Genomic DNA, 24,714 nt, shown 5'->3' with positions numbered 1-24,714 from the left:
CGCTGGCGCTCGGCTCCGTCGTGCGAAGACGCGCTGTGTCGATGGTTCACTCGCTGGCGCTCGCTCACGAATGTGCCGGATGCGGCGCCGATTCGATCAGCCCGTTCGCCCAGTTGACGGTCCACTGGGTGGAGGTCGCGCCGTTGTCCTCGACGACGAAACCGTTGTACAGCGCGTGCACCGGGTTGCCCGCCGCGCGCACCAGGGCGCCGACGCTGCCCATGATGTTGAACGGGCTCAAGGCCTGCCGCGGTGCGTCGCAGATCAGATCGCCCTGGGCACAGATGGTGAAGGTGCGCGGGGCCAGCTCGCCGAAACCGCCGGGACGCGGGCCGGTCATCGTGATGCCCGGAACGTTGAGGCCCTTGAGCGCGACCTCCGCGCCGACGCCCGCGGGCACCGCGCCGACCTGGACGGCCTCGCCGGGACCGGTGTCGCCGGTGCGCCTGCCGTCGGAAATCAGCGTCACGCCGAGCACCTTGTTCGCCGGCACCGGGCCCTTGCCCTGGCCGATATCGGAGGCCACGTCGCCCGCGATCACCGCGCCCTGGGAGAACCCGGCGATCACATAGGTGGTCAGCGGACAGTCGCGGTAGCGCGCGGCCATCGCGTCGACCATCCGCTGGGTGCCCTCGGAGCGGCTGGCGTTGTAGGACGCCTGGCCGTCCGGCGGGAGCGCCACCGGATTGGAGAACTGCGCGACGTACGGGACGGTGTACACGTCCAGCCGTTCCTTCGGGAACTGCTGCCCGACCGGATTGGAGACGTTGAGCATCAACGACACCGGGTTCGCCGTCGGGTTGTGCGGGTCGTCGTTGCTGTTGGACTCCCAGGTGCCCGGCACCGAGATCATCTGCACGTCCGGGCAATCCGCCGACTGCGAGGTCGGCTCCTTCGGCGGCTTGGGACCCGGCTTTGGCTGCTTCAGCAGACCCGCGAGCAGATACCACAGCAGCAGCGCCACGATGACGATCAGCACCGGAATCCCGATCAGCAACAGACAACCCGCCGGCCTGGACCGGCGAACTCCCGAACCGCCGCGCGCGTTCACTTGCAGTAGTTCTGCTTAGCGGCGCTGATATAGACCTGCCCGGCCTTCTCCACCGGCATCTTGGCCGGATCGAAGGACGGATCGGAACCGGCCATCGCGGTCACGAAGGTCATCAGATCCTGATCGGAGGCGCCGGACGCGGTGCCCTGACAGACATAGTTCGCCACGCTCAGCGCGATATCCGGGGTGGACGGCGTGACGCCCTGCTGCTTGAGCGAGTCGAGGTACTTCTTGTCCTTGTCGGTGAGCTTCGAGGTGTCCGCAGGCGGCGGGGTGTCGATCGGCTGCGGCCGCTCGGGCGCCACCGTCTCGGCCGGCGGCTGCTCGGGAGCCGGGGCCGGCGCGGGCGCCGGGGCCTGCTGGCCCGGATCGGCGCTGGTGCTGGACGCGGCAGGCGGCTGCGTCGCCGCCGTGGTGCGGGTCAGCGTCGGCGTGCTCGACGCGGTCGAGTCGTTGCCGCCACAGGCGGCGAGCAGGCCGGTTGCGGCGATCGCCACAACAACGCCGAATACCTTGCCACGGGTCCTCTGCATGAATTCTGTCCTCGATCTCTGTTCGCAAACGGGAGGTCGCCCCCCAACATAGCTGTGTTATTTGCCGCGCGGGCGCGGCGGGTTCGCGGCCCCGGGGTGTCTCGCGAACGGGGTCGCTCGTAAGACTCGCTCCGTTGGGGTTGAGCTGGGTGGTTCGGTCTCGGTTGGTGTTAGCCCGTGGTGGGGGCGGCCAAACTATTAGAGGCCGTGGACTTCTGGTTTTCCGTCTTTGATGACGATGAAGCCGGTCTGGAAGTTTTGCTGGACGCCGCCGGGGACGGGGAACTCGTCGCTGATCGGGTAGCCGAGCTTGCCGTTTTCGTAGCCGAGGACCTGCCAGGCGTCCATGATGGGGCCGTTCTTGACCGACCAGGTGCCGGACAAGGGGCTCCAGTAGACGTTGCCGCCTTCGAAGCGGCTGTAGCGGCCGAGGTCCTTGGTGGGCTGTTCCTCGGTGAGGGGGAAGCCGAGGAAGCTGTTCTCGTAACCCATTTGGGCGTACTTGCCCAGGACCATGCCCTGGACGCGGTGCACGCCGGTCTTGGCGCTGTAGTAGAACGGGCCGTTCTCGAAGGACTGGACCGCGCCGTCTCGGTTGGGGGTCTTCACCTCGGGGGCGACCGGGTAGCCGGCCGGGCCGCCCTCGTAGCCCTGCCTGCCCCACTCATCGAGGATGGCGCCGCGGACGACCTGGGCGCCGGTCTGCGGGGTCCAGTAGAGCGAGCCGTTCTGGAAGGTCTGCATGCGGCCCTTGCCGTCGGGCAGTCCGCGTTCGTCGCCGGTGGGCAGGCCGAGCGGTCCGGCGGCGCCCTGCGCGGCCTGGTATCCGCCGCCGATCATGCCGCCGACCGGGTGCGCGCCGCCGGCAGGGGTGAAGTAGACCCGGCCGGAGCGGAAGTCCTGGGCGACACCGCCGGCCACCGGGTATTCGCCGGACAGGCAGTCGCCGAGCCAGTTGTTCGCGGCGGCCACGGTGGCGATCTGGCCGCCGACGGTGCAGGCGGTCTTGCCGGGATCGACGCCGAGCGCGGCGGCGGCCTGGGTCCAGGACTGGCGCATCTCGAAGTCCCAGTAGGGCCACGAATGCGTCCCGGACGGGCGGTAATTCACCTGCGCGGGGATGGCCAGCCTGCCGAGCTTGGTGACGAAGTTCTGCGAGGTGAGCCGGGACAGGATCTCCAGGCCCATGCCCGCGTAGTTGGTGCTCACCCCGGGAATGCCGGACGCCTGGTCGAACGGACCGGTGGCGCCGCTGCCGCTGGAGACGTAGAGGGTGATCCCCTTCAGCTTCTCGGCCAGCGTGTACGGGTCGTGCGCGGCCCATTCCGGGCTGGTCGGCGGGCCCCACATGGCGCCGGTGTCGAAGCCGCCCGCGTCGCGCATGGCGAACTGGATGGCCTGCGGCATGCCGATCGTGGTGGTGGTGAGGAAGCCGGAGTAGGACGCGGCGAACTTGGCGAAGCCGGGGTTGCGCGCGGCCAGGAACATGGCCGCCGTGCCACCCATCGAAAGGCCCTCCAGGGCACGCACATCCGTGGCCCGCCAGTCACCCTCTAGCAGCGGCGGCAGTTCCTTGGTCAGGAAGGTTTCCCACTTGTAGGTCTTGCCGTTGTCCGGCTGGATCCAGTCGGAGTAGAAGCTGGACTGGCCGCCGATCGGCAGCACCACGGTGACGTTCTTGTCGGCGAAGAAGTCGACGGCGCCGGCGTCTTTGGTCCAGCCGCTCTCGTCGTCCTGGGCGCGCAGGCCGTCGAGCAGGTACAACACCGGGAAGCGCGCGTCGGGCCGGGTGGCCCAGTCCCGGGCGAGCAGCAGCTGCACCTGGATCGGGGTGGCCATGGACGGCGAATTGATCCACAGGGCGACCCGGCGGTCGGTCAGCCAGATCACCTTCTGGATGGTTGCCGGGGCGACGGCGGCATCCGGCGCTGCGGGCGCAGGCGCCGGTGCGGGGGCAGGCGCGGGCTGCGCGGACGCCGGCGCGATGCCGGCCGCCAACGGAATCACCATCGCGGTAGTGAGCAGCACTAACCGCCCGCGAGCCGGACGAGCGCCACGACGCTCGCGTCTCCCCCATCTGCCGCGCCGAATCCCTGCCACAAGAGCTTTCTACCCCCGTGCGCGCCGTGTTCCGGGGAGGACACGCACTATTAGAAAACCGCCATGTTCGTTTTCTCGTTGAAACCACCTGCCCCGAAACGCAACTCAGGCCGTACCCCGAGGGGTACGGCCTGAGTGGGTCAAGCAGTGATCACCAGGCGCCGGTGGCGTCCAGGATGCCGTTGCGGGACTTGAACAGCTCGCCCTCCCAGTACTTCCAGGAGTGTGTGCCCTGGGCCGGGAAGTCGAACGAGGCGGGGATCCCGAGCGAGGCCAGTCGGGCCTGGAACGCGCGGGTGTTCACCAGCGAGAGCGCCTCCAGCGCCATCGCGTTGCCGGTATTGAACACACCGACGGCCGAGTTCGGGTTGTCGTACTGACCCGGCAGGCCGCTGGCCGCCGAGATGTACATCGGCAGGCCCTTGAGCTGCGGCGCGAACACGAATGGGTCCATACGCAGCCACGCGGGGCTCCACGGGGCGGCCATCGAGTCGACGTTGTAACGACCGGCGTCCAGCATCGCGACGCGGATCGCCTCACGCATGCCCGGCGCGGAGATGTTCAGGTAGCCCGAGTAGGAGGCGGCGTACTTGAACTGGTCGCGGTGGTACGCGGCCAGCGCCAGTGCGGCACTGCCGCCCATGGAGAGACCGGCGACCGCATTGTTGGTGCGGGAGACGCCGTAGCCTTCCAGGAAGGCCGGGAGCTCCTTGGTCAGGAACGTCTCCCACTTATAGGTGGTCTTCTGACCGTTGGTATTGCTCGTCGTGTACCAGTCCGTGTAGAAGCTGGACTGACCGCCGACCGGCATGACCAGGGTGATGTTGTCGTTCGCGAACTGCTGCAAGGCGTTCGTCTCGAACCCCCAGGCGTTGCGGTCGTCGCGCGCCCGCAGCCCGTCGAGCAGGTAGAGCGCCGCGTTGCCGCCGCGCGATGCCCACTGCACCTGAACCTTGATCGGTCCCATGCTGGACGGGACCATCAGATCTTCGAATCCACCTGCGGGGGTACGCAATACCGGTGCGTGCACCGGCGCCGCCGTGGCGATCGGGGCCGCCACACCGGCGGCGATCGGTAGCGCCAACGCAGCGGCACCGACAGCCAGAATTCGATTACGCCAACCACGAGGTGCGCCTCGCCGTCCCGATTTCGTTGTCATCGGCGCGGCCGCCCTGCCGAAACGCATGAATCCTGCTCTCTTTCTGCTTTTCTGCCTGTTGTGGTGCGGTCGGCGACCCCGGGGGGGCGCAGCCACACCAGTGCTGCCAACGAGTCGCACACCGCCGCACACCGGACCCCGACATTCCGGCGCAGGCGACTGCGAAACAACGATCTGGTCACACTTGCGCTCGCTGGACGATATTCGACACCCGTGGCCTTAGCAAGGCCGAGGCAACCAGGTGGCCGAAATCCGCCCGTACGCAATCTGTGATGGTGCGGTGACCCTATCGCGTTCCCCTGGTGATTGTCGTGCCGGAACACCAAATTTTCATCTGATGGCGGGAAGTGTCAGCTCAGCCTAAATTCGCGCTGAGGTCGGGCAGCATCTGGAACACCTGGTCCTGCCAGTAGTTCCAGCTGTGCACGCCTACCGGGGTGTAGACGAACACCGAGTTGCTCGGTCCGAGACTGTTAATCCGAGCTTCAAAGCTGCGGGTGTTGGCGAGGGCGATCGTTTCCAGCGCCATCGCGTTGCCGAGGTGGTAGACGTCGATCGGATTGTTGATCACGTCACGCGGCCCGTTCAGCCCGTTGCCCGAGGAGATCCACAGCCGAGTTCCGTTGTCGCGCAACAGTGGCGCGAACATGAACGGATCGTTGCGCAACCAGCGCGGGTCCCATGGCGGACCCCACATCGCGTCGATGTTGAACCCGCCCGCGTCCAGCATGGCCAGCCGCAGCCCCTCTTTCATCGCGGGCGCGGAAATGTTCAGGTAGCCGGAATACGAACCGGCATAACGGAACTGGTCCGGGTGGTAGGCGGCCAGGGCGAGCGCCGCGCTGCCGCCCATGGACAGCCCGAACACGCCGTTGCCGCGCGGATTGAACCCGAGCCGGTCGCGCAACGCCCAGCGCAGATTCCCGGTGAGAAAGCTCTCCCAGGCATAAGGCCGCTGTTGGCCGTTGGTATTGCTCGGCGCAATCCAATCCGAATAGAAGCTGGACTGCCCGCCGACCGGCATCACCACATTGATGTTCCAGCGCGGCAGCACCTTGGTGATGTCGGTGTCGACCTCCCAGCCGCTCAGGTCGTTGCGGGCGCGCAGGCCGTCCAGCGCGTAGACCACGCGGCGGGTGTTGCCGTCCAGCGCACGGAAGATCCTGGTCTTGATCGGGCCCATGCTGGAGTCGACCCAGAAGTCGTGCCCGCTCGGGTCGAAGCCGGCCTGGGCGGGTGCGGCGAGGCCGCCGAGCGGCAGCACGAGCGCGAGCGTCAACCCCGCGACCGAACGCCGGAACCAGCGGCGATCCGTCGATCCACGAACACCGGCAACCGTTCCGCTTACTCCGCCTGACCGCATCGATTCGACCTTTCGCCCGTGCGATCGCCGTTGACCGCAACTGTGCTGCCTATAGATCATTCGAGCAATAGCCGTCGGAAAACGCGGCGCGATACCGGATCGTGACGAACAACCAGCGATTAGCCGAGGCCCAGTTCCGGCCGAAGGACATCGCCGCGACAAGATCGCGATTTGTTCGCCAGCGATCAACCAGACAATCATCTCGCGGATATCCGCGGACCGGGTGGAAAACAACCGACCGCCCGGCGCTTGGTAGCGCCGGGCGGTCGGTGTTCGACGAATTCGTCAGCCGATATTGGCGGACATGTCCGGAATCATCCGGTAGGCCTCGTCGGTCCAGTTGTTCCACGCGTGAATACCGTAGGCCGGGTAGGAGTAGACGGTGTTGCCGCCGCCCAGCGTCGCCATCCGCACGTTGAACGCGCGGGTGTTGGCCAGGGCCAGGGCCTCCAGGCCCATTCCGTTCAGCGTGTTGAAGCTGGGTCCGTCGTTGGCCGTCGGCAGGCCACTGGCCGCGGCGATCCACAGGCGGGTGCCGTTGCGCACGAGGTTCGGCGCGAAGACGAACGGATCCATGCGCAGCCACTGCGGGCCCCACGGCGGCGCCATCGAGTCGACGTTGTAGCCGCCCGCGTCCAGCATGGCGATGCGGATCGCCTCGCGCATGCCCGGCGCGGAGATGTTCAGGTAGCCGGAGTACGAACCGGCGAAGCTGAACTGGTCCGGGTGGTAGGCGGCCAGGGTGAGCGCCGCGCTGCCGCCCATGGACAGGCCGAAGACGCCGTTGCGGTTCGGGTTGAAGCCGAGCCGCTCCTGCAACGCGTTGCGCAGGTCGCGGGTCAGGAAGGTCTCCCACTGGTAGCGGTAGCTCTTACCCGGCCCCGCGGCCAGGATGTTCAGCGCGCCGGAACCGGAGGACGAGCCGGTGCCCGCCGGGATCCCGGCCAACTGGCTCGGCGCGTTCCAGTCGGCATAGAAGCTGGACATGCCGCCGACCGGCATGACCACGTTGATGTTGGCGTCGGCCAGGACCGCGGGAACGTTGGTCTCGATCTCCCAGCCGTTCAGCGTCTCCGGCGCGCGCATGCCGTCGAGCACGTAGGCGACCCGGTTGGTGTTGCCGTCGCGGGCGCGCAGCACGCGGGTCTTGATCGGGCCCATGCCGGAATCGACCCAGAAGTCGAACGCGCCGGGGTCCATGCCCGCCGATGCGATGGCGCCACTGCCTGCTGCCGCGATTCCGAAGGGCAGCAAAAGAGCCACGGCGACCCCGAGTGCGGATCGCTTCACCCACGAACCAGTCGCTCCGGACGTACCGGATCCACCTTTCCAGCGGGCAATTCGCATCTAACTCGACCTTTCGTTCGGGCGGCCGGGGGCAAACAGCTGGCGATCTATACCAGCCCCCTCTGCGGACACTGAGTGCCGCCGTCCACCGAAACCGGACGAATCGACCTCCGTGCATGTTCTTCGTGTATCAATCGGCATCGGAAGCTTATATGTTGCTGGAAAGTGACTCATGCCACAACTCGCCCACCGCTACCCCCTCTTCATTCGTTACCGAACACCGTTTGGACGCCTGGCACACGAAAAGACCGCCCGGCGCACTCGGCGCTGGGCGGTCTGTCGAACAGACTTACCCGTGAATCACCCGATATTGGCGGACATGTCCGGGATCATCCGGTAGACCTCATCGGCCCAGTAGGTCCAGTTGTGCACACCGACGGCCGGGAAGTCGTAGGTGGCGTTGCCGGCGCCCAGCGTGGCCATCCGGACCTGGAACGCGCGGGTGTTGGCCAGCGCCAGCGCCTCGAGTCCCATCGCGTTGACGGTGTTGAAGCTCAGGCCGTCCGCACCGCTCGGCAGGCCGCTGCCCGCCGAGACCCAGAGCCGGGTGTTGTTGGCCTTCAACCGGGGCGCGAAGACGAACGGATCCATCCGCAGCCACTGTGGACCCCACGGCGGGGCCATCGCGTCGATGTTGAAGCCGCCCGCGTCCAGCATGGCCACCCGCAGCGCCTCGCGCATGCCCGGCGCCGAGATGTTCAGGTAGCCGGAATACGAACCGGCGTAACGGAACTGGTCCGGATGGTAGGCCGCCAGAGTGAGCGCGGCACTGCCGCCCATGGACAGGCCGAACACGGCATTGCCGTTCGGATTGAAGCCCAGACGATCCCGCAGCGCGTAGCGCAGGTTCTGGGTGAGGAAGGTTTCCCACTTGTAGGTATTGGTCTTGCCCATGCCCGCGGAACCGGACAGCAGGCCGGAGCCGGAGTTGGCGGAGCCGGTGGAAGAGGAACCCGCGCTACCGAGACCGAAGAAGTTGCTCGGCCCGGTCCAGTCGGCGTAGAAGCTCGACGGACCACCGACCGGCATGACCACGTTCATGTTCCACTTGGTCAGCTCGCGCACGACCTCGGTGTCGACTTCCCAGCCACTCAGATCCGGCCGGGCCCGCATGCCGTCCAGCGCGTAGACCACGCGACTCGTATTGCCGTCGGCGGCGCGGAACACCCGGTTCTTGATCGGACCCATTTCCGAGTCGACCCAGAAATCGAAGCCATCCGGATTGAAGGCCGCCGACGCCGGTCCGGCCGGGCCTGCCACCGACACCCCGAGCGGCAGCAGAATCGCCATCGATACCAGCGCCGAACGCTTCAGCCACGATCCAGCTCTTCGAGTATTCAGACGCCCGAACACGCCTCGCATCAGTTTCGACCTCTCGTTCGTGCAACGGCATCGGCCGTTGTCTAACGATGACCCGCCGATGCCCAACTAGTTGACGTCATGACGGGCGTACTTTCGCAGCCTAGCGCGTCATCGTGACAGTGGCGTTATCGAACCGAGACAGAGGGGTGTACACCAATTTTGTGAAACCTGCCCAATGCACCACCGGGTCCCCCTGTGAAGGGGGACCCGGTGTGGCTGTTGATCTTTGCGCGTCAGCGCGGCGCCGGTGCCGGCTTGGGGAAGGGATCGACCAGGCCGCAGCGTTCGATCTCGTACTTGGGCACCCGATCGATCCGGTACTTGGCGAAGGTCAGCGCGTGCTTCAGGTTGTGCCGGAAGCGCTCGAAGGTGAGCGGGTCACGGTAGGAGATCTCCAGCGCCTCGGTGGCCGGACAGGACATCGCGGTGCGCGCCTGGGTCACCCACTTCTCGTCCAGGTACCAGGGCATCCACGGCTTCTTGTCCACCATCCCGGTGTCCACGATGACCCAGTCCGGGTACAGCGCCTTGTCGTGGCCGATCCGGCCGTCGGTGAGCCGCTCGGTGTGCGCGGCGAGCGGATAGGCCAAGCCCATCTGATCGATGACGCGCACATTCAGCGGAACGTTCATGCTGGTCATACCGAGGTTGAGAAAGTAGACGGTGTGTCCCGCGCCGCCGGCCGGGATCGGCTGCGGCGGCGGTGCGATGTACCAGAACATGAACGATGGCGAGTTCAGCAGCAGGCCACCGTTCGGGGTCTCGGCGATGTTTTCGACCATCGGACGGATGCGCGGGTAGTCCAAGTAGTCCTCGGCCAGAATCGGATGGTCGTGGCCAGTGTTGAGGACGTAGTAGATCCGCTCGTCGACGATGCCCGTCGAGGTGATCTTGGAACCGGACTTGATCGCGGTCGTGTTCGCGGCGAACAGCGCCCAGCCCGCGGTGCCGAGCAACGCGAACAGCACCACCGCGAACGACCAGTCCGCGGCCGTCGCACCGCGCAGGCCACCCACCGGCAGCCGGATCGGCACCACGGCCACCGGCAGCAGCAGCAGGAACAACTGCGCCAACAGCATTCGGCCGTGCATGAAGTCGCCGCCGACGCGCAGCGCGTACACGGTGAGGACGAAACCGCTCAGCAGCACCAGCGTGACCACCGCGGCAGGCGAGCGCAGCCACTCCCGGATCCGGCGCGCGTTCCAGCGGGACTGCTCGACGGCGGCGGCGTGCCGACCGGCCGGGTCCGCGGCCGGCTTACCGCGCGCCGCAACGACTCCCGCGACGAGCAGCACCAGCAGCGGCACCCACAAGTAATACGGCCCGACCAGATCCCACAGGTAGACGAAGCCCTGATGCCACTTGGCCCCGCCCGCGTCCTTGGCGACCGCGGTGTTCGGGTAGGGCAGGCCGTAGTAGCCCATCCGCCAGATCTGGTAGCCCATCGGCGCCAGGCCGGCCACGACGATGACCAAGCCGCGCAACACGATCGGGCGCAGCCTGGACTCGGGCATCGGCGCGATCACGATCATCAGCAGCGCGAGGCCGCCGACCAGCGTCATCTCCGGCCGGATCAGCGGGGCCAACCCGGCGAGGAACACCAGGCCGAGCAGGCCGGGCAGCCGGACGCGTTCGGCCTGGCTCCAGCGGATCAGCTGCCACCACAGCAGGCCGAGCCAGCAGATCACCAGGCAGCTCTCCAGCCCCGAGGTGACGTAGTCGCGGGCCGGCGGAATGGCGATGTAGACCAGCATTCCGGCGGGCAGCAGCAGCGCCGACTTCGGGCCGCCCCACAGCCGGCTCGCGCCGAGCATGGCGAACACGACCGCGGCCAGCGACAGCGTGAACGCGATGCCGAGCACCACGTACTCCAGCCGCGCCTGGGTCAGCCAGCTGAAGAACCAGACGATGTAGGTCCAAGCGGTGCTGGTGTTGGTCTCGACCCGCTCGCCCTCGTTGAAGACGGGTCCGTTGCCTGCGAGCAGGTTGCGCACCGTGCGCAGCACGATCAGTCCGTCGTCGGCGATCCAGCGGCGCTGCCAGCCGCCGACGGCGAAAAGGACCACGGTGAGCGCGATCCCACCGACGAACGTGGCGCGGGATAGCAGGGCGTACCGCGACGCCGAGCGGGCCGGCTGCACAGCCGGCCCCTCGTTCGCGTACTCCGCTTGATCCACTCCCGCTACCAACATCTCGTCAGGTGAGATAGACAGCGACACCTACCGCTCCGATCCAGGCGATTGCGAGGAACTGAAGGACTCGGTCCCCCAGTGCGATCTCTTCGGGTTCACCGGCCTCGCCGCCATCGACGTCGACCGCGTAACGCAGGATTGCGATGGTAAACGGAATCATCGAGATTGCGAACCAGTTGGTGTCTTTCAGGTTGTCCTGCTGGAACGCCCACAGACCGTAGAACACCACGACGGCGGTGGCCGCGAGGGTCCAGATGAACCGCAGGTAGGTCGGCGTGTAGTACTCGAGCGACTTGCGGATCTTCGCGCCCGTGCTCACCGCGATCTGCAGTTCGGCGTAGCGCTTGCCCGCGGCCATGAACAGCGAGCCGAACGCCATGATCAACAGGAACCACTGCGAGAGAACGATGTTCGCGGCCGCGCCACCGGCCACCGCGCGCAGCAGGAAGCCCGAGGACACTATGCAGATGTCCAGCACCGCCTGGTGCTTGAGCCCGAAGCAGTAGGCCAGCTGGATGCCGATGTAGATCGCCATCACCACGGCCAGGTGCCAGGACGCCAGGAACGAACCGGCGATCGAGGCGACCAGCAGCACGATCGACAACGTGTACGCCAGGTTGACCGGGACGACGCCGGCCGCGATCGGCCGGAACCGCTTGGTCGGGTGCGCCCGGTCCGCCTCCACGTCGAGGGCGTCGTTGACCAGGTAGATGCCGGAGGCCGCCAGGCAGAACACCACGAAGGCGATCCCGACGTGACCGAGCACGTCGAGTTCGTTGGCCGTGCCCGCGGCGAGCGGAGCGGCGAGCACCAGGACGTTCTTGACCCACTGCCGCGGCCGGACGGCCTTGATCAGCCCACCGCCCAACGTCTTCGGCGGACCCTTGACGACCGCTTCGGCTAGGTCGGCACCAGTCGGCTCTTCGCTCATGACTCCGCCTCGCTGGCGCTCGGCTCCATCATGTGCGACGCACGCTGTGTCATGATTCGCTCGCTTCGCTCCCTCATGTCAACCAAGGCTCTTTCTGTGGCGGTCATCGAGTCTCTTTTCGGTGGCAAGCACAACGGCGGCGGACGCGGCACCGAGCGCCGAACCAGCGAGCACATCGGAGGGATAGTGCACCCCGAGGACGACCCGGGAAAGCAGCATCGGTGGGACGAGCACCGCAGGCAAGGGTAGCCCGGTCAATCTGCCGAGCAACACCGCCGCCGCGGTGGTCGAGGTGGCGTGCGAGGACGGGAAGCTCAGCTTGCTCGGCGTCGACACGTTGACCTGCACGGACGGATCGTTGGGGCGGGGCCGCCGGACGACCCGCTTGATCACGATCGAGGCGGCGTGCGCGCCGACCGCGCCGACCACGACGCCGGCCCACTGCCTGCGCCGCGGCTTGTCGACGAGCCAGCCCGCCGCGGCGATGCCGATCCAGCCGAGCGCGTGCTCACCGAAATGCGACATGCCGCGGGCGGCCTTGATCACCTCGGGTGTGCCGATCTTGGCCTGCACCGCGTTGATGATCTTCACCTCGGGCGGCGCGGGTTCGGTCGACGGCACCGCGGACACCGGTCCGCCGTGGCCGTTCGTGCTCTGCAGCGGCTTGTTCACCGCGGTGTTGTCCGCCAAGCTCACGACTCCGCCTCGCTAACGCTCGGCTCCGTCGTTCGCCTAGGGGCGCTGTGTTGTTGGTTCGCTCGCTGACGCTCGCTCACTTGTCGCCATCCTTCGTGTCGGCGCCGATGCCGAAGGCGTTTTCCCAGGCCGCGGTGCTGGTCAGCTGCGGGTGGGCGGCGCGGTAGCGCTGCTGCATCTCGGGGAAGCGCGCGGCCAGTTCCTTACGCAGGCGCAGGGCCTCCTTGAACAGGCCGAGGGCCTGGCGCGGGTCGCGCTTGCGGTAGACGACGCCGCGGCCGTCGGCGGTGGTGACGGTGACCCCGTCGACCTGCGACAGCAGGAACCAGCGCGCGTCCAGCGTGGGCACGTTCAGCTGCGGGACCTCGTGGTGCTGGGTGTGCGCCGGGCGGAAGTTGTGCACAACGCCCTTGGCCAGCCGGACCACCTTGGCGATCGGGTTGGCCGGCTCGGCGACCGCGCCGACCTCGATGTGGCTGGCCAGCGGCAGTTCGGTGGACGAGGGCAGGATGACCGCGTCCGGGTACTGCTTACGCAAGGCGTGCACCGCACCGAGCGCGCTCGGCAGCAGCTGGAACAGCCGCTCCGGTCCGGCCAGGAAGTCCTTGATCGCCAGGTTCTGGATGGCGACCGTCGAATACTCCAGGCAGAGCAGGTGTTTCAGGGTCGCCTTGACCGTGTTGACCACCATGGCGCGACCGTTGCCCGGCAGGTGCAGCGAGGCGACGACCAGCCGGTTGCGCAGGTGGAAGTACGCCTGCCAGTCGATGGCGTCGTCCTTGTCGCTCCACGCCATGTGCCACACCGCGGCGCCGGGCAGGGTGACCGTGGAGTAGCCGTGATCCCGTGCGCGCAACCCGTATTCGACGTCGTCCCACTTCAGGAACAGCGGCAGCGGCTGACCGATCTCCTCGGCCACCCGGCGCGGGATCACGCAGGTCCACCAGCCGTTGAAGTCGACGTCGATGCGCCGGTGCAGCAGCTTGGAGTTGTCCCGGTCCTTGAGCGGATACTTCGAGAAGTCGTGGTCGTACTCGACGTTCGGCGCGGAGGTCCACATGAAGATGCCGCGGTCGACGACCTCACCCATGCTGTGCAGGTGCGAGCGCTCCTGCAGGTTCAGCATCTGCCCGCCGACCAGCATGGGCGACTTGGCGAACCGGGCGAAGGCCAGCGCGCGCAGGATCGAGTCCGGCTCGATCTCGATGTCATCGTCCATGTAGACGATGTACTGGGCGTCGGTGGTCTTCAGCGCCTCGTACATCACCCGGCTGTAGCCGCCGGAGCCGCCGAGGTTGGGCTGGTTGTGGATGGCCAGCCGGTCGCCGAGCGGCGCGGCGGCCTCGGCGAAACCGGGCTCGTCGACCACCTTGCGGTTGCCCTGATCGGCCACGATGACCGCGGCGATCTTGTCGAGCACCAGCGGGTCCGAGCCGAGCGCGGCCAGGGTCTTCACCAGGTCGGTCGGCCGGTTGAAGGTCGGCATGCCGACCGCGATGGTGCCCTCGTCGGGCGCCTCGATCGGCGCGTACCAGCCGCCGGACAGCAGCGTGACCGCCGTGTCGGTGGTGATGTCGAACCAGATCCAGCCGCCGTCCTCGAACGGGCCGAGGTCGGTCTCGAACTCGACGTACACTGACTCCGCGCCGGGCGCGACGGCGAATTCCTTGCCTTGCACATGGATTCGCGAACCGTCCGCCTTCGAGCGGTAGACGTCCACCCGGCCGTGTCCGGCCAGCTCCAGACGCAGCACCACCGACGGCAGGATGCTCCAGCGCCGCCAGTAGCTGGCCGGCAGCGCGTTGAAGTACGTGCAGAACGACACCTCGGACTCCGCGCCGATGGACAGCGAGGTGCGGGTGGCGGCGTGCGCGCGCTTGGCGTTGGTCTTGGATTCCTCGACGTAGAGCGTGCGCACGTCGAGCGGCTCACCCGGCCGGGGCAGGATGATCCGCTGCAGCAGGGAGGTCGCGCGGGTCTCGGTGGTCATGTCTTCCAACAGGGATTGGGAGGTCATTCTGCACTTTCGTCAGCGAGCGGCGCACCGGACTCCAAGTGCGGGCGCAGCACATTGTCGAACATGCTGAGCGCACTGCCGATGGCCATGTGCATATCCAGGTACTGATAGGTGCCGAGGCGGCCACCGAAAAGGACCTTGTCCGTTGCGGTTTCCTTCTTGGCGAGCGCGCGGTACGCGGCCAGCTTGGCGCGATCCTCCGGCGTGTTGATCGGGTAGTACGGCTCGTCGCCGGTCTGCGCGAAGCGGGAGAACTCGCGCATGATGACCGTCTTGTCCGTCGGGTAGTCGCGCTCCGGGTGGAAGTGGCGCGGCTCGATGATGCGGGTGAACGGCACGTCCGCGTCGTTGTAGTTCATCACCGAGGTGCCCTGGTAGTCACCGGTCTCCAGCACCTCGGTCTCGAAATCGATGGTGCGCCAGCCGAGTTCGCCCTCTTGGTAGTCGAAGTAGCGATCCAGCGGGCCGGTGTAGACGACCGGGGCGTCCGGGTTCTGGGCGCGCAACTCGTCGCGCACGTCGAACCAGTCGGTGTTCACCCGGACCTCGATGAGCTCCGAGGCGGCCATGTTCTCCAGCCACTTCGTGTAGCCCTGCTTGGGCAGGCCCTCGTAGGTGTCGTTGAAGTAGCGGTTGTCGAAGGTGTAGCGCACCGGCAGGCGGGTGATGTTGCCCGCGGGCAGTTCCTTCGGGTCGGTCTGCCACTGCTTGGCGGTGTAGTCGCGGATGAACGCCTCGTAGAGCGGGCGGCCGATCAGCGAGATCGCCTTCTCCTCGAGGTTCTGCGCGTCCTTGGTGTCGATCTCCGCGGACTGCTCGGCGATGAGCGTGCGCGCCTCGTCCGGGGTGAAGTAGCGGCCGAAGAACTGGGAGATCAGGCCGAGGCCCATCGGGAACTGGTAGGCCTGCCCCTTGTGCTTCGCGAAGACCCGATGCTGGTACCCGGTGAACTCGGTGAACTTGGTGACGTAATCCCAGACCCGCTTGTTCGAGGTGTGGAACAGGTGCGCGCCGTACTTGTGGATCTCGATCCCGGTATCCGGATCCGGCTCCGAGTAGGCGTTGCCGCCGAGGTGGTATCGACGATCGATCACCAGCACGCGTTTGCCGAGCTCGGTAGCGGCGCGTTCGGCGACGGTCAGCCCGAAGAAACCGGAGCCGACGACGATCAGATCGAACTGAGAGGAGGAGTTGGCGGAGTTACCCGGGGACGATGCGACGGTCACGGGAGCCCAGAGTATCGGAAGTCCGCGCGGGGTCTGGGTGGAGTCGTGCGGGGCACCGCGCGGGACCGGGTCCGCGCACGTTTTCATGCCCGAGCCGTCCTTATTTCGCCGGAAGTTTGCCGAATAGCGGGCTTGACGGCACGGAGGCACTGTTGGCTGGACGGTTCTCGGTCAGTCCGCGATCTCGGGCGCGGCGAGCGATGCGACGAGGTCGCGCAGGTCCGCGTGGAACAGTGCGGCGGGGTCCGCATAGACGGGGCGCAGGTGGCCGTGGATTTCGAGGGAGACCTGGCCGTGGACTCGGCCCCACACGCGTAAGGCGAGTTCGGCGGTTTCGGGGGTGAGGGTGTCGGCGCGGATCTTCGTCAGGTAGGCCGGGGGGAAGTTGGACCAAGCCGAGTCGTCCACGGGTACACCAGGTTCGGGTGCGCGGAGGGCGGCGACCAGGTCGTTCAGTCCGCCGCAGATCCGTTGCGCCGCCAGTTCGACCGGGGCGCCGTCAGGTGCGCAATAGCCGGGGACCGGGTCGCCGTAGATCAGGCGGAAGCCCTCCGGGTTGGCCAGGGCCCATTCGCGTAGCGCCGTGCACCAGGCCAGCAGCCGGCCGCCCGGGTCGTCGGCGGGGACGGCGTCGCGGGCGGTCTCCAGCGCGTCGGCGAGTGCGGTGCCGAGGTCGCCGATCAGCGCGGTGATCAGGTCGTCGCGGTCGGCGAAGTAGCTGTAGATGGCGCGGGCGGTCATGCCCATCTCGCGGGCGATGCCGCGCAGGGAGATCGAGCCGGGGCCGTCGGCGGCCATCTGCCGCAGGGCGATCGTGGTGATCTCCGTGGTGGTCATGGTGCGCAGCCGCTCTCGTCGGGTGGGCTGCTCCGTCGTCGGCATCTTGACACGGTACATCGTTGCGATAGTCTTCGCCGTGTCGTTAGGACACACCGTTTCCTTTTGTCACGGCAGATAGGAGCGGCTGCTGTGAGTGGAGGATTCATGACCGCGTACGTGATCGTCGAGGCCGAGATTCAGGATGCGGAGCGGGCCAGGGAGTACACGGCGGTGGCGATGCCGTCGGTGTTGCAATACGGCGGGCGTTATCTGGTCGCGGGTGCGACACCGGAGGCTGCGGCGGGCTCCTGGCCTGCGGATGCGGTCACTACCGTGATCGAGTTTCCGGACATGGAGCGGCTGCGCGAGTGGCATTCCTCGGCGGAATACGCGGTCGCGAAGGAGTTGCGCGACGGTGCGTTCAAGTTGCGGCTGCTGTTCGCCGAGGGGGTCGCCGCGTAGACCCGCCACCCGCACGCCGAGGTCCGGCGTGCGGGTTCTGCTCCTCAGTCCGGGAAACCCACCTCGACCTCGACCTGGTCGCGGTCGAGGTACATCTGCCAATAGTGTTCGCCCAGTTCGACATTGCCCATGCGGGTGATCTCGAGGTCGGCGGGGAACAGCTCCGGATGTTCGTCGACCAGCTGTTCGGCCTTGCTGTTGCCGATGAGCACGCCGATGTTCAGCAGACCCGCGTAGACGCCGGTGCCCTGTAGTTCGATCGCGAGCTGGTGGATGTAGCCGCGCTGCGCGGCGAGGGCGACGCCGAAGTTGGACAGGAACGGCATCGGGTGGCGATCGGACGAGCCCGAGGAGAACAGCAGGGTGCCCTCGCCGCGCTCGATCATCGCGGGCGCCAGCGCGCGGGTCATCAGGATCGGCGAGTAGAGCTTCAACGCGAGCGGGGTGCGCAAGGCGGGCACGTCCACCTCGAGCGTGGACGGAATGCGGTCCACCGGGTCGCCGGCCGCACCGTGCATGGCCACGTCTATCCGGCCGAAGGTCGCGCCGATCTTCTCGATCGCCGCGTCGACCTGGGCCTCATCCGTGACGTCGGCCGGAAACGCGGCCGCCTCGATGCCCTCGGCCGCGAGTTCGTACACATGCCGCTGCGCCTTGTCCGGGTTCCGCCCGATCACCGCCACCCGGAACCCCTCACGCCCGAAATGCCGCGCGGTGCCCACACCGAGTCCGGGCCCGAACCCGAATATCGCGATGGTCTTCGACATGCCTACCTCACTAAGTTGAGCAGTGGTTCAAGTTAGATGTCCGACGGTAGCACTAACTTGAACCTATGCTCAACATAATTCGCGGCCCGGATTTGTAGGATCGGCAAATGCCCGTGGACAAGCCGTTACGCAGCGATGCCCGCCGCAACCGCGACGCGCTGGTGACCGCCGCCCGCGACGTCTTCGAAGCACGCGGGCTCGACGCGCCGCTCAAAGAGATCGCCGCCCGGGCCGGCGTGGCCATCGGCACCCTCTACAACCGCTTCCCCACCCGCGACGACCTCATCGCCGCCGCCGTCGAGGACCGCATCGAGGCGGGCGGGCGCATCGCCGAGGAAGCACTCGCCATCGACGACCCGTGGGACTCGTTCGTCTACCTCGTCGAAAAGGTCTGTGAACTACAAGCTTCGGATCGCCTGCTCAGCGAACTCGCCGTCCGCGCCGCCCCCAGCACCGCCATCGCGAACGCGCAGGAATACGGCCACGGCATCATGCGCCGGATCATCACCCGCGCCCAGCAATCCGGCGCGCTGCGGGCCGACTGGGTCCTCGAGGACATCGCCTTCATCACCTGGTCGCACACCAGAATCCTGGAAGCCACCGCCACCATTGCCCCCGAGGCTTGGCGCCGCCACCTGGCCCTGACTCTGGATGGCTTGCGCGCCACGGCGGCCCACCCGCTACCGGTCCCCCCGATCACGGAAGACCAACTGATGCAGTCCCTTCGAGGTCAACCCGAAGACAGCCGGTCATAGCTCTGGACCGCCGCCGCGCTCGACTCGGCGGGCTACCTACCGAAATCCTTGTGCCGTAAGCGCTTTCTACGGTCGGTCAGGGCCGTGGAGGCTGATAGTGCATCGGAGCAGGTGGCTGCTGGATATACGCCGTCTGGGCTGGCGAAACGCCAGGACGGGTCAGCGCGAATACCAGCGAGACCAATCCCAGGACAGCGCCGCCGATGATCAGGTAGCCGGGGAAGGATGCTCCGTCGGCGAGACCACGGTCGCCACCGTAGGTCACGCTGAACAGGCCACCTAGGAAAACCCAAGCGCCGCCGATGATTTCCAGAGGGCGGCCGACCGGCTTGCCGATCATGGACAACAGGCTGCCGACGGCAAGGACGACAGCCATCAGCGCCGAGACGATCAACAGGACTTCCAGCACCGCATGGAAATCCGACGCGGTCTTCCAGGCGTCGTATTTGTCGTCGGTGAGCTTCGGCTTTCGGATCCGGTCCACTATCCGGTAGTGCTGAAAAGCGAAGATCGAGCCGGAGCAGGCCAGGGCCGCGCCGAGCCAGGCCGACACGATCGTGATCACCGCGACCAGTCCGCTGTGCGCGGTCGCCGGAGCCGGATTGCCTGGTCCGCCATATGGATTAGTCATCGAACCCCCCTCTAGGTATCGAGCGAACCCTACCGTGCGGGTGGCGGCGGATCGAGTCGATGAGGGTGCCGGATTACGGCCGCGCGGCCGGGTTAGGCGTCAGCAGGGCCGAAAGCTACTTGGTTGTCCGGGTTTTCGGTACGCGGAGGCGTCGGCGCGTAGGTGACCCAGCGGGTGGTCGATCCGGAGGAGGCCAGCAGGAAAATCACCAGTGGCAGGACCGCGGACACCAGCGAGGCGATCCACTCGCGATGCAGCAGGGCGGTCAGCGTGCCGATCAAGCCGTCGAAGTTGGCGTTGACGATTTCGAGTGACCGTCGCTGCTCGGGCAGCCAATCGATCCCGTAGTCCGGCTGGTAGTCGAAGAGCGAGCAGTAGAGGGCGACCAGCGCGGCGACGGTCAGCAAGCCCGAGGTGAGGATGAGGAGGTAGCGGCCGGTCTCGTCGCGGCGCAGCAGTTGGATGGCGCCGTAGATAAGAGCGATCGCGGCGAGCGACGCGCCGAGGATCGAGAAGATGGCGAAGGATTTGTCGACGTGCGGGCCGTCGCGCAAGGCGCTCAGCACGGTTCGTTCGCCCCACAGGTTGAACAACCCGGCGACCAGGGCCAGCACCCCCGTGGTGGTCGCGACCACTCCGCTCGGCCCGGCGACTCGCGAACTCTCCCTGGCGTATGTCATTGCTCGGATGCCCTCTCTCCGCCGACGGCCGGCACGCATTCAGTATGCGTACCGGCCGTCGGTTGGGCGTGATCTAGAGCTGTGTCTCGGCGTAGACCGTCATGGCGTCCCGGACGAACTCCGCGGTGCCCGCGCCGTGCACGTCGTAGTTCGCGCCGAACCGCGGATCCGCGACGTACATTTCGCCGAGGCCGATGAAGGCCTCCTTGATTACGGCCTTGCCCTGCCAGCCGTCGCCGATCCAGGCGCGGTGTCTGGCCACGATGGCCTGGACCTCGTCGTGGTCCGGCGCCAGCCCGGCGGCGTGCGCCCGGCCGTAGTCGGCGGCGATGTCCAGGTGGGTCTGGAAGTGCGCCTGCTGCTGCGCCGCACTCATCGAGCGCCACCACTTGTCGCCGCTCTCGTAGGCGTCCTTGCCCCAGCGTTCGATCACCTCATCCTTGTACTGAGCGTGGTCGAAGCCGTCGAAAACTTCTGCAGCCATGAGTTGTTCACCTCTTTCCGTCTTCTGCAGCGTGGTTTGCACCGACGAGATCTGGCGCCGGATCCGATCCTGTTCCTGCCGAAGCAGTTCCAGGTGCGTGCGCAGTGCGGTACCGGTGTCCTGTTCTCCGGCAAGCACTTCGGCGATGACCGGAAGGCCGAGGCCGAGCTCTCGCAGCAGCAGGATGCGTTGCAACTGCAGCAGGGAGTCCTGGTCGTAGTAGCGATATCCGTTGGCGCCGATCCGGCTCGGCGGCAGCAGCCCGAGCTGGCCGTAGTGGCGCAGCGTGCGGCTGGTGGTACCGGCCGCCTTGGCCAGATCCTGGATGGACCATTCGGTGCTCACGACCTGTTCTCCCTTCTCATCTCGTCGGTGTAACCAGCATGCAAGTTGACGCTACGTCAAGGTCAACCCCGATTATCCGCAGCTCAGCGCGCCGGCACCAGAACCGGCTCGACGGGCGCGGCGACCACGGGCACCGCCTTCGGCCGGCCGGCCAGCTGGCCGAACAGGGTGCCGCCGAGCGCGATGACCAGGCCGGCCATTTGCAGCGGTCCGAGGGCCTGGCCCAGCGCGATCCAGCCGATCACCGCGGCGGAGACCGGGCTCAGCAGCCCGAGGAAGGCCACCGAGGTCGCGGGCACCTTGGAGATTCCGCGGACCCAGAGCCAGTACGCCACGGCGGTGCCGATGACGGCGAGGTAGAGGTAGCCACCGATCGCGCGGCCGTCCAGCGCCGGCGGCGCACCCTCGATGAGCAGGGCGAACGGCAGGATGAACAGTCCACCGGCGGTCAGTTGCCAGCCGGTCAGCGCCAGCGGGCCGACGCCCTCGGGCCGTCCCCACCGCTGGGTGAGCACGGTGCCCGCGGCCATGAACGCGGCGCCGGACAGTCCGGCGATGACGCCGAGGGTGTCCAGCTGCGCGTTGGCCTTCAATACGACGAGCGCGACGCCGAAGACGCCGATCAGACCGGCAAGCACCTTGCGCCCGTTGGGCTTCTCGGCGAGCACCACGGTCGCGAAGCCGAGCGCGAACATCGGCGCGACCGCGCCGAGCACGCCGGCCACGCCGCCGGGCAGCCGGTACGCGGCGAGGAACAGCAGCGGGAAGAACGCGCCGATATTGAGGATGCCGAGCGCGGCGGCGCGGCCGAGCCAGATGCCGCGCGGCAGCACCCTGGTGATGGCGAGCAGCGCGAGACCGGCGGGCAGCGCGCGCATCAGCGCGGTGAACAGCGGGCGGTCCGGCGGCAGGAATTCGGTGGTGATGGCGTAGGTGGAACCCCAGACGATGGGGGTGAGGGCGGTGAGCGCCAGAGTGCCCGCGTAGGAGTTCCCGGTGCGCGGGGTGGTGCTTGTGGTCATGTCGTTCGCTCCTCATTGATAATCTCAACGTTGAAATATCTACCCTCAGAAGTACCTTAGCGTCAAGTAGATCAATGTTAAGATTCTTAGAGTCGAGAGGAGCGGTCATGGCGGACGCGGTGGACCTGTTCACCCAGCACTGGAACCGGGAACGGCCGGAGGTCGACGTCTCGCCGATGGCCGTGATCGGCCGCATCCAGCGGCTGTCCCGCCTGTTCGAGCAGGAACTCAAGCAGTTCTTCGGCCAGTTCGGGATGGAGTTCTGGGAGTTCGACGTGCTCGCCACACTGCGCCGCTCCGGCGGCGACGAGGGGCTCACCGCGGGCGCGCTGATCAAGGTGGCCATGGTGACCTCGGGCGCGATCACCAATCGGATCGACCGGCTGGTCGCGAAGGAGTGGGTTGAGCGCATGCCGTGCGCGACGGACCGCCGGGTGATCCGGGTGCGGCTCACCGCGGCGGGTCGTCAGATGATCGACGATGTGCTACCGAAGCACATGGAGAACGAGCAGCGGCTGCTGGCGGCGCTGAATCTGGAATCGCGGGAGCAGCTTGCCGGGTTGTTGCGGACGCTGGCGGAGTCGCTCGGGGATGGGGTGCCGGACTGAGGTCGGTGTCGCGGAAAGCCGGTCTGAGTGGACACTTTCGGCGATCGGCGGGCTTCTGGCGTTGCCGCGCAACGAAGATTGTCCGCCTAGACCGGCTCTACCGAGTAGCCATCCATCACCGCCGCGCCGCAGGCCCCGACGATCCCGGTGACAGCGGACTACTCGTCGCACCGCCCGACGGGATCGGAATCCCCGGCGTCGGACGCGGTGTCGGGGTCGCGGCGGTCGTCGGCGCGACCGTACTCCCGGGGGACACCGAAGTCGCGGGCGGCACGAAGCCGATCGGCGGTGCGGACTCGAATACGGGCGGCGCACTCACACCGGACGGAATGGACTCGGGCAGTGGCACTGTGCTCACACCGGATGGCGCGGGCTCGGGCACCTCGACGCCCGACGGCTCGAAACCCGAAGGCTCATCCGTATCGGAGGGAACCGGCTCGAACGCCGACACGGTGCTGATACCGGCCGGAGCAGACTCCGGCACCGGCGGCGAACTCACATCCGACGGAACCGACGCAGGCAGCACCGGAACGTGCATTGCAGCCGGAATCGACTCCGGCACAGGCGGTCCGCCGATACCCGACCGCGAGTGCTCGGCCGCCGACGAGACGCTGAACCCGGACGGAACTCGCGCAGCGACAGGCGCTCGGCCGATATCGGACGGCTCGCTTGCGGGCGGCATGGACTCGGGCACCGGAGGCATGCCGGCGGCTGGCGACGCGGGCTCCGGCATCGAGTTGACGGCCGATGGGGCTGCTTCAGGTACCGGCGGCGTGCCCTCGCTGGGCGGCGCCGGCGGAACGCCGCCCGACGGCGGAACCTGCTCGGGCACAACGGCACCCGGCGCGGACGGCACACTCGCCCGCGACGGCCCACTCTTCGGCGCAGGCGGATCGGGCACCAACTGCAACAGTGTCGTGAAGTCGACGACCTGCGCGCCAAGGGTTTCGGTGAAGATGATGACCCCGTTGGTGAACATGCGATACGTCCCGGCATGTTCCGGCAACGCCATCTCCGGCCCGAGCGGCTGCCCGACTTTGCTTGCCGCCCCGCCGATTCGCCGATATTCGACCTCGATCGGCGATTCACCGACCGCGACCTTCGTCCGCGGATCCACCGGAGCGGTCGGCACATTGGGCGCGATATCGCTCAATGCCGGTCCGACCTCGAAGGTGTAGATGTCGGCCGGTTCGCCACCGCCGGGTGCGGAGGAGTACTCCGACCGCAGGATTCGCCCGTCCCGCAACAGCACGGTCCCCGCGGTGCTCGCCACGGCGGCGGCCGCGCGCGGATCTTCCTTCGCGGTACCGGGATACACCTGGCAGTCGGTGGTGTCACAACTCTGCGCATACGGAAAACGGTGCTCGGCAAGGACATACGACCGCGCGGCGATCGCCTGCGCGCGCAGGGCCTCGGTACCACCCTTGTCCGCCCAGTTCGCCTGCACCTCGGCCGGAATGACGCCGAGCAGGTAGTCCTCGACGTCGACGCGATTGACCGTGCGCGCCGCCCCGTTCTCCGTCGCCACCCCGAGTTCGCCGCGATACGCCGAGCCACCGCACAGCGTCAGGTGTTCCGCGGCCGGACGATTCGGCGCACGATTCACCGGATAGACCCACGGATCGTCGGTCGCCGCCTGCCACAGCACCTCCCCGTCGCATCCGACGGTCACCACCACATTCGCACCGCCGGTCGGCAGCGGGGTCAGATGCGCGGCCTGTCCGGCTTCGACGAACTGACCGGCGACCCACAGGCCGGCGGCCGAATACGTGTCGAGGGACGAGTCGTCCTGAGCGGTCAGCCGGATCCCGACGGTGTTTGCCGCAATGGTGCCGAGCGTGGCTCCCGGGTAGTAGTGCCCGAGGATTCGGTCGGCGGTCCACCCCTCCTGCGCGTTCGCGAACGCGCCGAGCTGGCTCATGCCGCGCCCGTGACCGGGTCCCGCGACGGTCCGGTACGGCGTGTCCCCCGGCCACGCCCACAGCGCGAACACGGCGCCGACCGTCAGCGTCACACCGCCGGTGACCAGCACCGACCGCATGGATAGCGCAGGTTGTCCCGGCCCGCGCGTGCGCTGCCCCCGGCGTGCCGCTCGTTTTCTGCGCGCAGATTTCACCCGCATTCGTGCTCCCCCCGTGCTCTTTCGTTCCGGTGCTGTGGTGCG

At 67.4% G+C, this 24,714-nt stretch carries 22 protein-coding genes; 3 read left to right on the top strand and 19 right to left on the bottom strand.

Annotation, left to right across the window (positions count from 1 at the left end):
* Nucleotides 1-64: 64 nt before the first annotated feature.
* From AB0M22_RS15400 to AB0M22_RS15340, 13 genes are all read right to left on the bottom strand, one after another.
* Nucleotides 65-1,051 carry a cutinase family protein gene (locus tag AB0M22_RS15400; RefSeq protein ID WP_364726064.1) on the bottom strand — a complete coding sequence of 329 codons (987 nt, stop codon included), beginning with the start codon at nucleotides 1,049-1,051 and terminating at the stop codon, nucleotides 65-67.
* The gene (locus AB0M22_RS15395; protein ID WP_364726061.1) at nucleotides 1,048-1,584 is read right to left on the bottom strand and encodes a DUF732 domain-containing protein; all 537 of its coding nucleotides are present in this window, start codon (nucleotides 1,582-1,584) and stop codon (nucleotides 1,048-1,050) included. The genes AB0M22_RS15400 and AB0M22_RS15395 overlap by 4 nt, the downstream gene beginning before the upstream one ends.
* Nucleotides 1,585-1,782: 198 nt before the next feature.
* The gene (locus AB0M22_RS15390; RefSeq protein ID WP_364726058.1) at nucleotides 1,783-3,594 is read right to left on the bottom strand and encodes an alpha/beta hydrolase-fold protein; all 1,812 of its coding nucleotides are present in this window, start codon (nucleotides 3,592-3,594) and stop codon (nucleotides 1,783-1,785) included.
* 241 nt (nucleotides 3,595-3,835) lie between these two features.
* The gene (locus tag AB0M22_RS15385) at nucleotides 3,836-4,843 is read right to left on the bottom strand and encodes an alpha/beta hydrolase family protein (protein WP_364726954.1); all 1,008 of its coding nucleotides are present in this window, start codon (nucleotides 4,841-4,843) and stop codon (nucleotides 3,836-3,838) included.
* 355 nt (nucleotides 4,844-5,198) lie between these two features.
* Nucleotides 5,199-6,206 (bottom strand): alpha/beta hydrolase family protein, encoded by a 1,008-nt coding sequence (locus tag AB0M22_RS15380; protein ID WP_364726055.1) that lies wholly within the window; start codon nucleotides 6,204-6,206, stop codon nucleotides 5,199-5,201.
* A gap of 285 nt (nucleotides 6,207-6,491) precedes the next feature.
* Complete coding sequence (locus AB0M22_RS15375) at nucleotides 6,492-7,553, bottom strand: alpha/beta hydrolase family protein (protein ID WP_364726052.1); 1,062 nt, start codon at nucleotides 7,551-7,553, stop codon at nucleotides 6,492-6,494.
* A gap of 300 nt (nucleotides 7,554-7,853) precedes the next feature.
* A complete protein-coding gene (locus AB0M22_RS15370) occupies nucleotides 7,854-8,915 on the bottom strand; it encodes an alpha/beta hydrolase family protein (protein ID WP_364726049.1) in 1,062 nt (353 codons plus the stop codon).
* A gap of 233 nt (nucleotides 8,916-9,148) precedes the next feature.
* Nucleotides 9,149-11,107 carry a flagellar motor control protein ZomB gene (zomB, locus tag AB0M22_RS15365; RefSeq protein ID WP_364726046.1) on the bottom strand — a complete coding sequence of 653 codons (1,959 nt, stop codon included), beginning with the start codon at nucleotides 11,105-11,107 and terminating at the stop codon, nucleotides 9,149-9,151.
* A gap of 4 nt (nucleotides 11,108-11,111) precedes the next feature.
* Nucleotides 11,112-12,038 carry a decaprenyl-phosphate phosphoribosyltransferase gene (locus AB0M22_RS15360; RefSeq protein WP_364726042.1) on the bottom strand — a complete coding sequence of 309 codons (927 nt, stop codon included), beginning with the start codon at nucleotides 12,036-12,038 and terminating at the stop codon, nucleotides 11,112-11,114.
* Nucleotides 12,039-12,116: 78 nt separating this feature from the next.
* Nucleotides 12,117-12,668, bottom strand: a complete 552-nt coding sequence (locus AB0M22_RS15355) for a phosphatase PAP2 family protein (protein ID WP_364726951.1) — start codon at nucleotides 12,666-12,668, stop codon at nucleotides 12,117-12,119.
* 142 nt (nucleotides 12,669-12,810) lie between these two features.
* Nucleotides 12,811-14,751, bottom strand: coding sequence for a glycosyltransferase (locus AB0M22_RS15350; protein ID WP_364726039.1), 1,941 nt, complete (start codon nucleotides 14,749-14,751; stop codon nucleotides 12,811-12,813).
* Nucleotides 14,748-15,977 carry a UDP-galactopyranose mutase gene (glf, locus tag AB0M22_RS15345; RefSeq protein ID WP_364726036.1) on the bottom strand — a complete coding sequence of 410 codons (1,230 nt, stop codon included), beginning with the start codon at nucleotides 15,975-15,977 and terminating at the stop codon, nucleotides 14,748-14,750. The genes AB0M22_RS15350 and glf overlap by 4 nt, the downstream gene beginning before the upstream one ends.
* Nucleotides 15,978-16,148: 171 nt before the next feature.
* Complete coding sequence (locus AB0M22_RS15340; RefSeq protein WP_364726033.1) at nucleotides 16,149-16,859, bottom strand: TetR/AcrR family transcriptional regulator; 711 nt, start codon at nucleotides 16,857-16,859, stop codon at nucleotides 16,149-16,151.
* A gap of 102 nt (nucleotides 16,860-16,961) precedes the next feature.
* Between AB0M22_RS15340 and AB0M22_RS15335 the strand changes: the two genes are divergently transcribed.
* The gene (locus AB0M22_RS15335; RefSeq protein ID WP_364726030.1) at nucleotides 16,962-17,258 is read left to right on the top strand and encodes a DUF1330 domain-containing protein; all 297 of its coding nucleotides are present in this window, start codon (nucleotides 16,962-16,964) and stop codon (nucleotides 17,256-17,258) included.
* A gap of 44 nt (nucleotides 17,259-17,302) precedes the next feature.
* On the opposite strand, the gene AB0M22_RS15330 is transcribed toward AB0M22_RS15335, so the two are convergent.
* A complete protein-coding gene (locus tag AB0M22_RS15330) occupies nucleotides 17,303-18,025 on the bottom strand; it encodes an SDR family oxidoreductase (protein ID WP_364726027.1) in 723 nt (240 codons plus the stop codon).
* A 107-nt stretch (nucleotides 18,026-18,132) separates the two neighbouring features.
* Between AB0M22_RS15330 and AB0M22_RS15325 the strand changes: the two genes are divergently transcribed.
* Nucleotides 18,133-18,780 carry a helix-turn-helix domain-containing protein gene (locus AB0M22_RS15325; RefSeq protein ID WP_364726024.1) on the top strand — a complete coding sequence of 216 codons (648 nt, stop codon included), beginning with the start codon at nucleotides 18,133-18,135 and terminating at the stop codon, nucleotides 18,778-18,780.
* A gap of 76 nt (nucleotides 18,781-18,856) precedes the next feature.
* Here AB0M22_RS15325 and AB0M22_RS15320 read toward each other — a convergent pair whose 3' ends face one another.
* From AB0M22_RS15320 to AB0M22_RS15305, 4 genes are all read right to left on the bottom strand, one after another.
* Nucleotides 18,857-19,411, bottom strand: a complete 555-nt coding sequence (locus AB0M22_RS15320) for a hypothetical protein (protein WP_364726021.1) — start codon at nucleotides 19,409-19,411, stop codon at nucleotides 18,857-18,859.
* A 92-nt stretch (nucleotides 19,412-19,503) separates the two neighbouring features.
* Entirely contained in the window at nucleotides 19,504-20,091 is a 588-nt protein-coding gene (locus AB0M22_RS15315; RefSeq protein WP_364726018.1) for a hypothetical protein, read from the bottom strand.
* Nucleotides 20,092-20,164: 73 nt separating this feature from the next.
* Nucleotides 20,165-20,920: a TipAS antibiotic-recognition domain-containing protein gene (locus AB0M22_RS15310; protein WP_364726015.1), complete on the bottom strand. Its 756-nt coding sequence runs from the start codon at nucleotides 20,918-20,920 to the stop codon at nucleotides 20,165-20,167.
* Nucleotides 20,921-21,003: 83 nt separating this feature from the next.
* Entirely contained in the window at nucleotides 21,004-21,942 is a 939-nt protein-coding gene (locus AB0M22_RS15305) for an EamA family transporter (RefSeq protein WP_364726013.1), read from the bottom strand.
* A 107-nt stretch (nucleotides 21,943-22,049) separates the two neighbouring features.
* On the opposite strand from AB0M22_RS15305, the gene AB0M22_RS15300 reads away from it, so the two are divergent.
* Nucleotides 22,050-22,550, top strand: a complete 501-nt coding sequence (locus AB0M22_RS15300) for a MarR family transcriptional regulator (RefSeq protein ID WP_364726011.1) — start codon at nucleotides 22,050-22,052, stop codon at nucleotides 22,548-22,550.
* A gap of 115 nt (nucleotides 22,551-22,665) precedes the next feature.
* Here AB0M22_RS15300 and AB0M22_RS15295 read toward each other — a convergent pair whose 3' ends face one another.
* The gene (locus AB0M22_RS15295; protein WP_364726009.1) at nucleotides 22,666-24,591 is read right to left on the bottom strand and encodes a SpoIID/LytB domain-containing protein; all 1,926 of its coding nucleotides are present in this window, start codon (nucleotides 24,589-24,591) and stop codon (nucleotides 22,666-22,668) included.
* Nucleotides 24,592-24,714 lie beyond the last annotated feature (123 nt).

The sequence above is a fragment of the Nocardia sp. NPDC051756 genome, from assembly GCF_040681495.1.
Classification (GTDB): domain Bacteria; phylum Actinomycetota; class Actinomycetes; order Mycobacteriales; family Mycobacteriaceae; genus Nocardia.
The sequence above is the reverse complement of the archived record's forward strand: the minus strand, read 5'-3'. Positions and strand labels throughout refer to the sequence as shown.

Coding starts and splice junctions, on each gene's coding strand:
- AB0M22_RS15395 (WP_364726061.1), bottom strand. CDS start 1,584: ATGCAGAGGACCCGTGGCAAGGTATTCGGCGTTGTTGTGGCGATCGCC.
- AB0M22_RS15390 (WP_364726058.1), bottom strand. CDS start 3,594: ATGGTGATTCCGTTGGCGGCCGGCATCGCGCCGGCGTCCGCGCAGCCC.
- AB0M22_RS15385 (WP_364726954.1), bottom strand. CDS start 4,843: ATGACAACGAAATCGGGACGGCGAGGCGCACCTCGTGGTTGGCGTAAT.
- AB0M22_RS15380 (WP_364726055.1), bottom strand. CDS start 6,206: ATGCGGTCAGGCGGAGTAAGCGGAACGGTTGCCGGTGTTCGTGGATCG.
- AB0M22_RS15375 (WP_364726052.1), bottom strand. CDS start 7,553: ATGCGAATTGCCCGCTGGAAAGGTGGATCCGGTACGTCCGGAGCGACT.
- AB0M22_RS15370 (WP_364726049.1), bottom strand. CDS start 8,915: ATGCGAGGCGTGTTCGGGCGTCTGAATACTCGAAGAGCTGGATCGTGG.
- zomB (WP_364726046.1), bottom strand. CDS start 11,107: ATGTTGGTAGCGGGAGTGGATCAAGCGGAGTACGCGAACGAGGGGCCG.
- AB0M22_RS15360 (WP_364726042.1), bottom strand. CDS start 12,038: ATGAGCGAAGAGCCGACTGGTGCCGACCTAGCCGAAGCGGTCGTCAAG.
- AB0M22_RS15350 (WP_364726039.1), bottom strand. CDS start 14,751: ATGACCTCCCAATCCCTGTTGGAAGACATGACCACCGAGACCCGCGCG.
- AB0M22_RS15340 (WP_364726033.1), bottom strand. CDS start 16,859: ATGCCGACGACGGAGCAGCCCACCCGACGAGAGCGGCTGCGCACCATG.
- AB0M22_RS15335 (WP_364726030.1), top strand. CDS start 16,962: ATGACCGCGTACGTGATCGTCGAGGCCGAGATTCAGGATGCGGAGCGG.
- AB0M22_RS15330 (WP_364726027.1), bottom strand. CDS start 18,025: ATGTCGAAGACCATCGCGATATTCGGGTTCGGGCCCGGACTCGGTGTG.
- AB0M22_RS15325 (WP_364726024.1), top strand. CDS start 18,133: ATGCCCGTGGACAAGCCGTTACGCAGCGATGCCCGCCGCAACCGCGAC.
- AB0M22_RS15320 (WP_364726021.1), bottom strand. CDS start 19,411: ATGACTAATCCATATGGCGGACCAGGCAATCCGGCTCCGGCGACCGCG.
- AB0M22_RS15315 (WP_364726018.1), bottom strand. CDS start 20,091: ATGACATACGCCAGGGAGAGTTCGCGAGTCGCCGGGCCGAGCGGAGTG.
- AB0M22_RS15305 (WP_364726013.1), bottom strand. CDS start 21,942: ATGACCACAAGCACCACCCCGCGCACCGGGAACTCCTACGCGGGCACT.
- AB0M22_RS15300 (WP_364726011.1), top strand. CDS start 22,050: ATGGCGGACGCGGTGGACCTGTTCACCCAGCACTGGAACCGGGAACGG.
- AB0M22_RS15295 (WP_364726009.1), bottom strand. CDS start 24,591: ATGCGGTCGGTGCTGGTCACCGGCGGTGTGACGCTGACGGTCGGCGCC.